We start from the raw sequence: 13,284 nt of genomic DNA, 5'->3' as shown, positions 1-13,284 counted from the left end.
TAATTGGATCTGATATGAATATTTGTGTATTTGGCACAACACTCCAAGCTGGCGTACTCGCTGGCTTGTTTGCTGAATATGGACACCACGTGTATTGGTGTCCCCAAGTAGGCGCTGATCATCAATCCTCAGTACACTACCAAGATGAAGATTTAAATCAACTCATTCAAAAACAGATTAAGAACAATTCAATTCAATTGGTCGGGTTAAAACAACTTCAATTACAAAGTGAAGTTTTTTTATTTAGTTTTAATCCTTCTGAGTTTGATCAAGCCAAGCACTTGGCTGAAGCATTAAAACGTTTTCCAATCATTCATCCAAGACTGATGATCAATGGTTCTACGTTCGGTTTACAAGGCACTGAAGAACTAAAACAAATTTTAGTGGCTGATCATTGGGCGTATTTGCCAGACACTATTCAAGAAGGTAATGCGATCCAAAGTTTTATTGACTTAAAGCAAGTAATTGTGGGCGTAGATCAATCTGCGACACAACAGATCATCAAAGAATTATTAAGACCTTTTTTTCAATTAAAACATCAATATTTGTTTATGCCATTTTTAGATGCTGAATTTACCAAGCTGAGTATTTCAGGTATGTTGGCTACACGCATCAGTTATATGAATGATATGGCGCAAGTCGCTGAAAAATTAAATATTGATATTCATAATGTTAAGCAGGGATTAGCATCTGATAGTCGAATTGGCGCTTCATATTTATCTGCAGGTGTAGGTTTTGGTGGGGAAAATTTCTCGCATGATATTTTAACCTTAACAGGTACAGTGGCAGGTTCAGGGATCAAAAGCCAATTGCTGGATCAGGTTTGGAATATCAATGAACAACAAAAAGAAATTTTATTTAGAAAACTGTGGAATTACTATCAAGGGCAGTTAACAGGTAAAGTTGTGGCGATTTGGGGAGCTTCTTTTAAAGAAAATACCTCGAGTATTGAGAATTCACCGATTCATGCCATGCTTGCAGCACTTTGGGCACAAGGCGCAATTGTACAGTTGCATGATCCTCAGGCCTTAGCGCGGGTAGCAAATTTCTATGGCGAACGTGCTGATTTGATTTTATGTCATGATCAATACCAAGCAGTAGAAAATGCACATGCATTGTGTTTATTGACGGCTTGGAAGCAATATTGGAGTCCTGATTATTCACAACTTTTACAGAAAATGACCCATCCTTTAATTCTTGATGGTCGTAATATGTTAGATCCAGATTTCGTCAAAGCACAAGGTTTTGCTTATCAGGGTGTAGGGCGAGTATGACAAATTCTATATTAGACAATGATCAAAGAGAGCAGCATTTAGTAAGATTGCAAAATCTTTCTGTGGAACAACAGCAATTGAGTTTGACCGATTTATTTGAACAATATCCACAGCGTTTTGACAAGTTCTCAGTACATTTTAATCAACTGAGTTTTGATTATAGTAAACATCGTATTGACCAAAATGCATGCGATGCTCTGTTTAAATTTGCAGATTCAAAACAATTAACACAATGGATCAAACGCTTATTTACCGAAGGATCGATCAATTATACGGAAGACCGAGCAGCAATGCATTGGGCATTGCGTTTACCGAAGCATGATCAAGATTACCCTGAACTGGCTGAATTAGTACATCAGCAATTAGATCGAATGTATCAGCTTGTTGATAAAGTCCATGCAGGACAATGTCGTGGTTCGACAGGTGAAGTGATTCAAGATGTGGTCAATATCGGTGTGGGTGGTTCTGATTTAGGACCATTGATGGTGAGTCATGCTTTATCGGACTATAAAGTCAGTACCGCTAAACCATTAAAAGTACATTTTGTTTCAACTATGGATGGTAGTCAGCTTTCTGATTTACTACATCAATTACGCCCTGAAACCACCTTATTTATTATTTCGTCCAAGTCTTTTGGAACCATCGATACTTTATCTAATGCTCAAACAGTTCGTCAGTGGTTAGAAAAAGATTTGGGTACGCAAAACAGTGTGATCCAACATCATTTTATTGGGGTTTCAACCAAACCTGAGAAAATGACAGAATGGGGAATCGCACCAGAAAACCAGTTCTTACTTTGGGATTGGGTTGGTGGTCGTTACTCGTTGTGGTCATGTATTGGTTTACCGATTGCATTGCAAATTGGTGTTGATGGGTTTAAACAATTGCTCGCAGGCGCTTATGCAATTGATCAGCATTTCCAAAAAGCGTCATTTGAACAAAATATTCCTGTATTGATGGGGTTACTTGGAGTTTGGAATAATAATTTTTTAAATATTCAGACCCATGCAGTATTGCCTTATGATGGTCGCTTAAAATATTTTGCTTCTTATTTACAGCAGCTTGAGATGGAATCGAATGGAAAGTCGATTCAAAGAAATAATCAAAAAGTTGATTTAAACACATGCCCAATTGTTTGGGGCGAAGTGGGCCCAAATGCGCAACATGCTTTTTATCAGCTCTTGCATCAAGGAACCCATGCGGTGAGTTGTGATTTTATTGCGCCAGTACAGCGTTATAATTCGAATCAATTTACCTATGCAGAAAGTGCAGAGTCCTTAATTGAGCAGCATCATTTGGCTTTATCCAATTGCTTGGCGCAGTCGCGATTATTGGCTTTTGGTAACACAGCATTAAATGCCAATGAATTATCAGGCTTACCTGTATATAAACAGTATGAAGGCAATCAACCAAGTTCAACGCTATTGTTGCAAGAACTAAGTCCTTATAGTTTAGGAATGCTGATTGCATTGTATGAACATAAAGTGTTTGTGCAATCGGTCATTTGGAATATTAATCCATTTGATCAATGGGGCGTTGAAAAAGGCAAAGAAATTGCCAACCAATTACTCCCTATTCTCAATGGTAAAGAAAAAGACGTGTCTCAACTGGATGCTTCAACACAAGGTTTAATTAAGATCTTGCTGAGCAAAGAGTAGAAATACTGGAAAGATTTATGGCAAATATTTTAGTAACAGGTGGTGCGGGTTATATTGGATCGCATACCTGTGTGGAGTTACTTGAGGCTGGGCATAAGGTTATTGTTCTAGATAATCTATCAAATAGCTCAGAAGAATCATTAAAACGTGTCCAAGAATTGACTGGAAAAACACTAAAATTTGTTCAAGGTGACATTCGTTATCAAAATGATTTAGATCAAGTTTTTTCAAACAATAAAATCGATGCTGTGATTCATTTTGCAGGTTTAAAAGCAGTGGGGGAAAGCCAACAAATTCCACTGACTTACTTTGATCATAATATTGCAGGATCAGTTCAGTTGGCACAAGCGATGCAAAGAGCGGGTGTTTTTAATTTAGTTTTTAGTTCATCTGCAACAGTTTACGGAGAAAGCAATTCTTCCCCTTATCAGGAGGATATGCAACTAGGTCTACCGAATAATAATTATGGTCATACAAAGCTAATCGTTGAGCAATTATTGGAAAAACTATCAATTGCGGATAAGCACTGGTCGATTGCACTATTGCGTTATTTTAATCCTGTTGGTGCGCATAAGAGCGGTCGTATTGGCGAAGATCCATTAGGTATTCCAAATAATCTTATGCCTTATTTGACTCAAGTCGCTGTAGGTCGTAGAGAAAAGCTTTCTATTTTTGGAAATGATTACCCAACTCAAGATGGAACATGTGAAAGAGATTTTATTCATGTTGTCGATTTAGCAAAAGCACATGTTTTAGCTGTTGAAAATAGAATAAAAAGCCAAGGGTGTCGTGCTTGGAATATTGGGACTGGTCTGCCTATTTCAGTACTACAAATTAAGAGTACTTTTGAAAAAATAAATAATATCAGTATAAATTCAGAATTTGTAAGCCGACGAGCTGGTGATTTGCCGAGTTTTTATGCTAATGCATTGCGAGCTAATATAGAATTAGGTTGGACGCCAAAATATACTTTGGAAGATATGTTAGCAGACAGTTGGAATTGGCAAAAACAAAATCCAACAGGCTATCAAGTATAAATTTAACAGTAAAAAATAGGCGCATTAAGCGCCTATTTATATTATTCAATATTTGGTTTTATGTAGTTATTTACCACATAAATTGATCCTTTTTTACTCAAATGACCATAATCAACTTGAAGTAGATCAGAACCTATCTTAGTTTCACAATAATATTTCGAACTCTTTAAGTCACACATTTGGTTGATAAGGGATATGTATTTGATTTGATGATCATTCAAATTGTTAACTATAATTTTTGCTTTAGCATCATGTTCTATAATATCCATATCCAGACCAGTATCATTAATTTTTGACACTATGGAATCAAAATGGGAATCTTTTACAATAACTTTAGGTAAAGATGGTCGCCATTGCGGTACAGCGCCAACAATCAATATTTTTTTTACGCCTAAGGATTCTAGCTTCTTTGTAATCGATTTCCAATCAGATAGATCATGACTATCAGCCTGAGCAATAATAACAAATGAGGGCTTTAATCGCTTTATTTCCTCTAAAGCTAATATATTGACTTTATCACACGCCTGTTTAAGCGCTCCTTTAAGTGTTTCAGTTGGAGTTAAAGATGCTTTACAACCTGAGGAGCCAATCTGATAAAAACTATAATCATTCAATGTTGTCCTAAGTCCAAGTGATAATGCTTGAGAGTGAGAGTCTCCCCATAAAAGGATTGACTTGGTTGATAGTGGTCGATTGATACAGGACTTATCAATACCATTAAATCCATATTTTGTTAAATTGGAATAAGCATCACACTGTAACCAATAAGCATCATCAAGATTTTTATGTTCATTAATGTATTTTTCAATCAAAAGAGCTTGAGGAGTATTTGCTGCACCTCTTATGCTTGAGTTACCTCCATTTGTTTTAAAAATAATTAAACCCAAACCAATAATTGATATACAAGACATTGAAATAATTAAGTTTGACTTGAATAGAGATGTTCCTTTTAATTGATTTCCAATAAATTTTTCAACGTATGTTGCTGATAAATAACCCAAAGCAATTGAAATAATAATACCTACTAATAGATAAATAATATTATTTTGTTGGTTTTTATGGAATAACCAAAAAACAATTGGCCAATGCCATAAGTAAATTGAATAAGAGGCATTACCTAAGAATTGTGCAATTTTATTGTTTGTAAAAATAGATTTTTGGTTTTGTGTATAAAGAATGAGAGCTGTCCCAATCGTTGGTACTAAAGTATAGATACTTGACCATGGGGTTTTCGCATTGAATAAGTATAGGGATGCTATTATTAAAGAAAATCCTATGATTTCTAATAAATATGATGTTGCATTTTTTAGATTAGGTTTAGGTAAAAAGTATAAAAAACCACCTAAAACCATTTCCCAAGCGCGAGTTGGTAAAAGGAAAAAAGAAGCAGATGGTCGATATGTTGAAATAACATGTGCTAAAGCTAGCGAGCAAATGAATAGAAGAATAAGAGAGTAAATGGTTTTATGTTTTAATAATTTATATGCAATGATTAAATATATTGGCAAAAATAAGTAAAATTGCCATTCAACAGATAGAGACCATGTATGTAATAAAATTTTTTCATGTGAATCAACATCAAAATAACCAGACTCTTTCCAATAAATGATATTAGAAACAAATAAAAGACTACCGATTACATGTTTACTTAATGATCTATAATCTGAAGGAATGAGTTCAAACCATCCTAATACCAGTAGAAATATGCACAATACAGCTAAAGCAGGAATGATACGAACAGCTCGATTCGTATAAAATTGAAGAATAGAGAAGTTATTTTCTTGTAGACTGTCCATGATGATTTTTGTCATCAAAAAACCAGATATAACAAAAAAAACATCGACTCCAATAAATCCACCTGTAAAACCGAATATCCCAAAATGGAAAAGAACTACAAACAAAACTGCGTATGCTCTTAATCCATTGATATCGTATCTAAATTTGTTCATAATTTTTCACTAAAATTAGGAAACTGGGTCGTATATAGTTGAAGTAATATAAATTCTATGGCTCACTCTTTTTATTTTACATCATGCCGCCATACTCTGAAAGAATCGGGGTATGGCTTATAGCGATATTAACCCTGAATCAACTGAGTTAACTCATCTACATAATCTTGCATTGGTTTAGGATTTTTATCTGCACGGCTTTCAATATTTAAGCGTAATAATGGCTCGGTATTGGATGCACGGACATTTAAACGCCATGCACCAAAATCAAGGCTAACGCCGTCTGTTTGATCAATTACAGGGTTTAAATCGGCAAAATGATCGAAGATTTTTTGAATGGTTTTTTGCGTATCTTCAACTTTAAAGTTGATTTCACCACTACAAGGGAAACGTTCAATCATCCCTTCGACCAGACTGGATAACGATTGTTGAGTTTCTGATACCACTAAAATCGCCAATAACCAAGGAATCATCCCGCTGTCACAGTAAGCAAAATCACGGAAATAGTGATGTGCACTCATTTCCCCGCCATAAGCCGCATTGTGTTCACGCATCACATCTTTAATAAAAGCATGTCCAGATTTAGATTGAACAGCAATCCCTTGATATTGCTCAATGATATCCAGTGTATTCCAGACTAAGCGAGGATCGTGTACGATTTTTTCACCGGCTTGTTTTAATAAGAAGGCTTGGGCTAATAATCCGACTATATAATAGCCTTCAATAAATTGGCCTTTTTCATCAAACAAGAAGCAACGGTCAAAGTCACCATCCCATGCAATCCCCATATCCGCATGGTGTATTAAAACTGCATTGCGGGTGCTATCTCGATTTTCCACCAAAATTGGATTAGGAATACCATTTGGGAATGTACCATCTGGATGATTATGGATTTTAATAAACTCTACGGGGATATTGAGCGCTTTGAATTTTTCTTCGATTGCGTCAACAACATGACCCGCTGCGCCATTGCCCGCATTCATCACCAGTTTAAGCGGGCGGATTTTGCTCGGATCAATATAGGTGAGTAGGTGTTCAATAAATTCAGGGAGGATATTATATTTTTGGGTTGAGCCTTTTTTCTCAACTTTAATGAACTGTTCCGATTCAGCCAACGATTGGATATCTTTTAGTCCTGTATCTGCACTGATTGGTCGAGCATTTTCACGAACCAATTTCATACCATTGTAATCCATCGGATTATGGCTTGCTGTGATTTCAATACCACCCTGAACATCGAGATGAAAAGCGCCGAAGTAAACTTCTTCTGTTCCCGTCATGCCAAGATCAAGAACATCTACCCCAGCATCATTTAAACCACGAATCGTTGCTTGTTTTAAGTCTTCGCTGGTTAAACGGACATCACAACCAATGACAACAGTTTTGGGTTGATAGATTTGACCATAAGCACGGCCTACTTTATAAGCAATTTCTTCATTTAGCTCTGTGCCAAGTTTGCCTCGAATATCATAGGCTTTGAAACAAGTCAGTTTATTCATGTTCATCTTTATATTGTTTAAGGTTGGCTGGTAGTGAAACATCATTTTAACCTTAAAGTGTATAAGAAATTATATTGGAAGATGTAAATTTAGTTTGAAGTACACAATTGAATACGTTTCGATTACGCCAAGCCTCAATTTTAATAAGGTGTTTGTTCATCCATGATAATTTGCACATTGTGGATTTACAGCTTTTGAGATGATTTATGTATAATTTTATAATTCATGTGATAATAGTCACATTTTTTTGCTGTTAGTATTTGAATTTAAAATATTTTATTAAAGAAATTTAACTTTAAAAAGTAAAAATAAGCATTTGATTAGGTTTTATAATGTGTAGAATAGAAATGAGGTAGGGAAATAATTCAAAATAATTCAATACCGATAATTAAAAGCTTTTCTAGGTGCCATTCGCGAATGTTAATAGCAAAAAAGCCCACTATATTGTTAAAAAGTTTGAGTGCTGTGAGTTTATTGGTTCTATTGCAGAACAATGGTTATACACAAGAAACAAGCTACTTAAAAAATATCAAAGAAGGTGTGACAGGGTTGATAAAACCCAAGGATGATCAGTCATTTAGAACTGTCCAGCTCAAGGATTTGACCGATTTTAAATATCAACCCGATGCCCATATAGGCAATCAGAATCAACTCCCTGTTGTAAAGCCATATACTGGACAAAAGGCTTCGCTCAATAATTTATATTTAGAACAAGCGCAAACACAAACAACCCATGCGTATTCAAACCAAGCAAAAATCTTAAGTCTTGAAGATGCGATTCAAATTGCAGTAAAAAGAAACCCCAATATTGCCCAAACAATTTCGACTTTGGCAGGACAAAATGCCAATATTGATGTGGCAAAAGCGCAATATTACCCACAGTTAAAAGCGGGTATGAATACAGGTGATTTTACCTCCAACGATAAAGGTCGCCAATTGTATTCAGTTGAAGCCAATCAACTGCTTTATGACTTTGGTAAAGTAAAATCCAGTGTCACTACGCAACAAAATAAATTGGCAGTTGAGCAAGCCAATGTATTAATCAGTATTGATGATATATCGACCCAAACCGCACGAGATATTTTATCCTTATTGCGTTATCGCAATATTATCAAAATAGCGCAAGATCAATTTAATGGGGTTAGTCGTTTACATGAGATTGCACGCTTAAGAGCAGATGCGGGAATTAGTAGCAATGCCGATCCTGTACAAGCACAAAGCTATGTTGAGTATGCGCGTTCTTACTTAATTACTCAGCAAAACTTTTTAAAACAACAAGAACAAAAATTACGCACATTATTGGGTTTTGATGTGAGTCAAATGGATTTTAATATTCCTGATGAGTTTGTAAAACAATCCGGTCTTTATGATGATCCTGAAATGAATACCATCCCCACGATGATTGCAGCAAAAGCAGAGATTGATGTTGCACAGAGTCAGAAAAAACAAACCCAATTGAGTGCTTATCCCACAATTTCATTGGTGGGATCAGTCAGTAAAGCATTGAATGGTCAAAATCCAAATACCGGTTTAGAAAATGATACCGATGGTTCTATTGGCGTGCAGATGTCCAGTAATTTTTATCAAGGTGGTGCACTAGGATCTCAAGTCAAGGCTGCAAATTTTGCTGAACAGGCTGCACGTGCAAAGTTGAATGCAACTTACCTAGATATTATGGATCAAACACAAATTGCGCGAGAAAGTATTGAAAACACGGATAAGCAAATTTGGGTTCTATTGGATCGGGAACGCTCAACAGCAAAAACCCGTGAGTTGTATGAAGAACAATATAAATTAGGCAAGCGTTCGATCTTAGATTTATTAAGTTCAGAACAATCCTATCAAAGTTCAAGAATAGAAAGGGAAGCGGCACGCTTTGATATCTATGACACGATCGCGGTGTATATCAAGGTAACCGGTAAAAGTAGAAATGCTTATCATTTAAATAACATTCAAATTCAGGGGTTTGAAGTTCAACCATGAATACAAAAACATTAAATTATCAACCCTGGTTACAAGCGATCATTACGGTTGCGCAGCATTATCGGATGCAACCTGCTGAAGAACAAATTCGTCTGCAATTGGATTGGAATAAATACACAAATATTGACGACATGTTGTCCATTATTACCCGTCAAGTGGGTTTGAATGTTCGCAAAGCAGACTTTAGCACGGATGTACTGAATCCATGGCGATTGCCCGTTGTTGTTGAATTTAACAATGGTCAAGTTGCAGTTATCGAGAAAGTCGACAATGAGGGCAATGCAAGTTTACAGTTAAGTGGTGATCAAGGCCTTTCACAAACTTTTAATTTGCATGAACTTCAAGCCAATGCCAGTCGCGTTTATATTTTTCGACCAGAGACATCGATTCCCGATGCTCGTGTTGATGAATATATCAAACCTTATGAAAAAAGCTGGTTCTGGGACATCGTTTTAAAAGATTGGAAACGTTATACCGACATCATGGTTGCTTCAATGATTGCCAATATTCTGGCATTGGCAACCATCATCTTCTCTATGCAAGTCTATGACCGAGTTGTGCCTTCTCAATCTATTCCAACCTTGTGGGTACTCGCGGGTGGGGTGTTGATTGCAGCTGTTTTTGAGTTTGTGTTGCGCATTGCACGGGTTTATTTGTCAGACATTATTGGTAAGCGTGCAGATCTCAAGATTTCAGACCGCGTTTTTGGTCATGCATTGCGGATCCGTAATAAAGATCGCGCCCGTTCAACAGGTTCGTTTATCTCACAGATTCGTGAACTTGAAGGTGTTCGTGAATTGGTGACCTCAACAACGATCAGTGCAATTGCTGACTTACCGTTTTTCTTCCTGTTTTTAGTGATCTTCTGGATTATCGGGGGCAATATCTTTTGGGTGATGTTACTGGTTGTGCCATTGATGATTATTCCTGGCTTTTTGGTGCAGAAAAAGTTGGCTCAATTGGCCACTGAAGGGATGCGAGAGTCTGCGATTCGCAACGCGATTTTGGTCGAAGCAGTTCAAGGTATTGAGGATATTAAGTTATTACGTGCTGAAGCCAGATTTCAAAATCAATGGAATCACATGAATGAAGTGTCTGCCGATGTCAGTATGCGGCAACGTAAAATTGTGGGTTGGTTAAATGCTTGGACACAAAAAATTCAAGGACTGACTTATGCAATTGTGGTTTTAGTGGGTTGTTTTGCGGTGATGAAAGGCGATATGACCACGGGGGCTTTGGTGGCGTGTTCGATTTTATCTTCACGTATGCTTGCACCGATTTCACAAGTCACAGGTGTACTCGGTCGTTGGCAGCAAGCCAAAGTGGCTAAAAATGGTTTAGATGAGCTGATGCAAAAGCCGGTAGACCGTCCTGATCGAGCACAATTGATTCAGCGTAAAGTCCTCTCTGGTGATTATGATTTTAAAGGTGTGGTATTTAAATATACCGAAGATGACCCACGACCAACTTTAGTCATTCCGCAGTTAAAAATCCATGCAGGTGAAAAAGTTGCAATTCTTGGACGCAATGGCGCAGGGAAATCTAGCTTATTACAGTTACTTTCAGGAATGCAGTTGCCAGTACAGGGCAAGATCAGTTTGGATGGCGTCGATCAATCTTTGCTTGATCCTGATGATATTCGTCGTGATATGGCATTACTGAATCAAAATGCGCATCTTTTTTTTGGTACCATCCGTGAAAATTTAACTTTGGGTGCACCATTGGCAAGTAATGATGAAATTATCCGTGCATTACAAATCACCAATGCTTTAGAAATCGTGGAACAAAAAAAGGAAGGTCTAGATCATCTTATTCTTGAAGGGGGTGTGGGATTCTCTGGAGGGCAGAAACAAGCATTGTTACTCACACGATTATTGCTCCGAAATCCAAATATTGTGTTGTTGGATGAACCGACTGCTTCGATTGATGATGTTTCTGAAAAAGTATTGATACAGCATTTAAAAGAATGGCTAGGTCATCGGACCTTAGTGGTGGCGACGCATCGCCCTGCTGTTTTGCAACTTGTTGATCGTATTATCGTTGTGCATGAAGGGAAGATTATCAAAGATGGGCCACGTGATGCCATTCTAAATCCTGCACAGCAGGCAAATGCAGGAGGGACTTCAACATGAGTCAAGAAAAAAATGACCCAAATATCACAGTTCAAGAGGCTGAACCTGCTCAAGTCGATCATGCATCCAATATTTTACAGCGGCCAACCAATCCCTCTGCGTTAAAGTTCTCAGAACCACCGTTACCCAAATCCACATTTATTATTTGGATTGTTGCCATAGGTCTGCTGGCTTTCTTAATTTGGGCTTGTTTATTCAAATTGGAAGAAGTTTCTACAGGGACAGGTAAAGTTGTTCCGTCATCTAAAGAACAGACGATTCAATCTTTAGATGGTGGTGTGTTGACCAGCTTAGATGTTAAAGAAGGCGATATTATCCAGAAAGGGCAGACCCTTGCGCAAATTGACCCTACTCGATTTGAGTCCCAAGTCGGTGAAAGCCAAATGAAATTACTTGCGACACTGGCTACGGCAGCACGCTTAGAGGCTGAGGTGAATGGTACCGCAATCAAGTTTCCAAAAGAGGTTTTGGCCGTTCCTGCTTTGGTGAGAGAGGAAAGTGCACTATATACTTCGCGTCGCGCAAATTTGGATGAATCAATTACTGGTTTAAAACACGCATTGTCTTTGGTTCAAAATGAATTACAAATGACTCAACCTTTGGTGGCGAAAGGTGCTGCTTCTGAGGTTGAAGTGTTGCGTTTAAAGCGAGATATCAATAATTTTGAAAATCAAATTAATGACAAGCGTAATGACTACTATGTAAAGTCACGTGAAGAATTGGCAAAAGCCAATGCCGATATCCAATCATTACAGCAAGTTGTTGCTGGTCGTAATGATTCGGTGAAACGCTCTACTTTTAAAGCGCCTGTACGTGGTGTGGTAAAAGAAATTGCGGTGACAACCATTGGTGGGGTTATTCCACAAAATGGTAAATTGATGACCATTGTACCGATTGATGAGCAGTTATTGATTGAAGCGCGTATTTCGCCACGAGATATTGCGTTTATTCATCCGGGTCAACCTGCATTGGTGAAAATCACGGCATATGATTATTCAATTTATGGTGGCTTGGAAGGGAAAGTAACGGTAATTTCTCCTGATACCATCCGCGATGAAGTTAAACAAGATCAGTTCTACTATCGAGTCTATATTCGGACCGATAAAGATAAGCTGACCAATAAGGCAGGGAAATCTTTCTCAATAACGCCAGGTATGGTGGCAACAGTAGATATTCGTACCGGTCAAAAAACAATTATTGAATACTTGTTGAAACCGTTTAATAAAGCCAAAGAAGCGTTAAGAGAACGATAATTGCATCACATGGTGATTATTTTAAAAACCAATCTTCGGATTGGTTTTTTTGTGCTTTTGCAGTTTTGTGATCAACACACTGATTGAGTGAATACAGCATAAAGTGTGTAAGTATATGCTGATGATTTATAAACCAATAATGCAAAAAAAGCCCCAATCTTTCGATCAGGGCTTTTTAAATTTGGAGCGGGAAAGGAGACTCGAACTCCCGACCCCAACCTTGGCAAGGTTATGCTCTACCAACTGAGCTATTCCCGCGGAGTCTGTCCAATTTTTTAAATAAAAAACTGAATAAAAAAATTTTGGAGCGGGAAAGGAGACTCGAACTCCCGACCCCAACCTTGGCAAGGTTATGCTCTACCAACTGAGCTATTCCCGCGGAGTCTGTCCAATTTTTTAAATAAAAAACTGAATAAAAAAATTTGAGCGGGAAAGGAGACTCGAACTCCCGACCCCAACCTTGGCAAGGTTATGCTCTACCAACTGAGCTATTCCCGCA

Annotated in this window: 8 protein-coding genes and 3 tRNA genes; 6 read left to right on the top strand and 5 right to left on the bottom strand. The window is 37.5% G+C overall.

Annotated elements, in window-relative coordinates:
- Positions 1-14: 14 nt before the first annotated feature.
- The 3 genes from AS4_RS21065 to galE are packed head-to-tail and all read left to right on the top strand — an operon-like array spanning position 15 to position 3,969.
- Positions 15-1,274 (top strand): nucleotide sugar dehydrogenase, encoded by a 1,260-nt coding sequence (locus tag AS4_RS21065; protein WP_096735394.1) that lies wholly within the window; start codon positions 15-17, stop codon positions 1,272-1,274.
- On the top strand, positions 1,271-2,932 hold the full coding sequence (gene pgi, locus AS4_RS21060) for a glucose-6-phosphate isomerase (protein WP_096735393.1): 1,662 nt from the start codon (positions 1,271-1,273) through the stop codon (positions 2,930-2,932). The genes AS4_RS21065 and pgi overlap by 4 nt, the downstream gene beginning before the upstream one ends.
- Before the next feature lie 17 nt (positions 2,933-2,949).
- The gene (galE, locus tag AS4_RS21055; protein WP_096735392.1) at positions 2,950-3,969 is read left to right on the top strand and encodes a UDP-glucose 4-epimerase GalE; all 1,020 of its coding nucleotides are present in this window, start codon (positions 2,950-2,952) and stop codon (positions 3,967-3,969) included.
- A 41-nt stretch (positions 3,970-4,010) separates the two neighbouring features.
- Here the strand turns inward: galE and AS4_RS21050 are convergent, their stop codons facing one another.
- Both AS4_RS21050 and AS4_RS21045 read right to left on the bottom strand, forming a co-directional pair.
- Positions 4,011-5,918, bottom strand: coding sequence for an acyltransferase family protein (locus tag AS4_RS21050; RefSeq protein WP_096735391.1), 1,908 nt, complete (start codon positions 5,916-5,918; stop codon positions 4,011-4,013).
- A gap of 128 nt (positions 5,919-6,046) precedes the next feature.
- On the bottom strand, positions 6,047-7,417 hold the full coding sequence (locus AS4_RS21045; protein WP_096735390.1) for a phosphohexomutase domain-containing protein: 1,371 nt from the start codon (positions 7,415-7,417) through the stop codon (positions 6,047-6,049).
- A 417-nt stretch (positions 7,418-7,834) separates the two neighbouring features.
- Between AS4_RS21045 and AS4_RS21040 the strand changes: the two genes are divergently transcribed.
- Genes AS4_RS21040 through AS4_RS21030 form a run of 3 tightly spaced genes read left to right on the top strand, consistent with a single transcriptional unit; the run spans position 7,835 to position 12,785 of the window.
- Positions 7,835-9,400: a TolC family protein gene (locus AS4_RS21040; RefSeq protein WP_096735389.1), complete on the top strand. Its 1,566-nt coding sequence runs from the start codon at positions 7,835-7,837 to the stop codon at positions 9,398-9,400.
- Entirely contained in the window at positions 9,397-11,532 is a 2,136-nt protein-coding gene (locus tag AS4_RS21035) for a type I secretion system permease/ATPase (protein ID WP_096735388.1), read from the top strand. The genes AS4_RS21040 and AS4_RS21035 overlap by 4 nt, the downstream gene beginning before the upstream one ends.
- The gene (locus AS4_RS21030) at positions 11,529-12,785 is read left to right on the top strand and encodes an HlyD family type I secretion periplasmic adaptor subunit (protein WP_096735387.1); all 1,257 of its coding nucleotides are present in this window, start codon (positions 11,529-11,531) and stop codon (positions 12,783-12,785) included. The genes AS4_RS21035 and AS4_RS21030 overlap by 4 nt, the downstream gene beginning before the upstream one ends.
- A gap of 182 nt (positions 12,786-12,967) precedes the next feature.
- On the opposite strand, the gene AS4_RS21025 is transcribed toward AS4_RS21030, so the two are convergent.
- From AS4_RS21025 to AS4_RS21015, 3 genes are all read right to left on the bottom strand, one after another.
- Positions 12,968-13,043: transfer RNA gene (locus tag AS4_RS21025), tRNA-Gly, on the bottom strand.
- Between the two features lie 45 nt (positions 13,044-13,088).
- Positions 13,089-13,164 (bottom strand) — tRNA-Gly (locus AS4_RS21020).
- 46 nt (positions 13,165-13,210) lie between these two features.
- Positions 13,211-13,283 (bottom strand) — tRNA-Gly (locus tag AS4_RS21015).
- Position 13,284 lies beyond the last annotated feature (1 nt).

The organism is Acinetobacter guillouiae (assembly GCF_002370525.2).
In the GTDB taxonomy this organism is placed as follows: domain Bacteria; phylum Pseudomonadota; class Gammaproteobacteria; order Pseudomonadales; family Moraxellaceae; genus Acinetobacter; species Acinetobacter guillouiae.
The sequence above is the reverse complement of the archived record's forward strand: the minus strand, read 5'-3'. Positions and strand labels throughout refer to the sequence as shown.

What these genes read in the sequence shown, in the direction of transcription:
- AS4_RS21065 (WP_096735394.1), top strand. Translation starts at nt 15, where the DNA reads ATGAATATTTGTGTATTTGGCACAACACTCCAAGCTGGCGTACTCGCT.
- pgi (WP_096735393.1), top strand. Translation starts at nt 1,271, where the DNA reads ATGACAAATTCTATATTAGACAATGATCAAAGAGAGCAGCATTTAGTA.
- galE (WP_096735392.1), top strand. Translation starts at nt 2,950, where the DNA reads ATGGCAAATATTTTAGTAACAGGTGGTGCGGGTTATATTGGATCGCAT.
- AS4_RS21050 (WP_096735391.1), bottom strand. Translation starts at nt 5,918, where the DNA reads ATGAACAAATTTAGATACGATATCAATGGATTAAGAGCATACGCAGTT.
- AS4_RS21045 (WP_096735390.1), bottom strand. Translation starts at nt 7,417, where the DNA reads ATGAATAAACTGACTTGTTTCAAAGCCTATGATATTCGAGGCAAACTT.
- AS4_RS21040 (WP_096735389.1), top strand. Translation starts at nt 7,835, where the DNA reads ATGTTAATAGCAAAAAAGCCCACTATATTGTTAAAAAGTTTGAGTGCT.
- AS4_RS21035 (WP_096735388.1), top strand. Translation starts at nt 9,397, where the DNA reads ATGAATACAAAAACATTAAATTATCAACCCTGGTTACAAGCGATCATT.
- AS4_RS21030 (WP_096735387.1), top strand. Translation starts at nt 11,529, where the DNA reads ATGAGTCAAGAAAAAAATGACCCAAATATCACAGTTCAAGAGGCTGAA.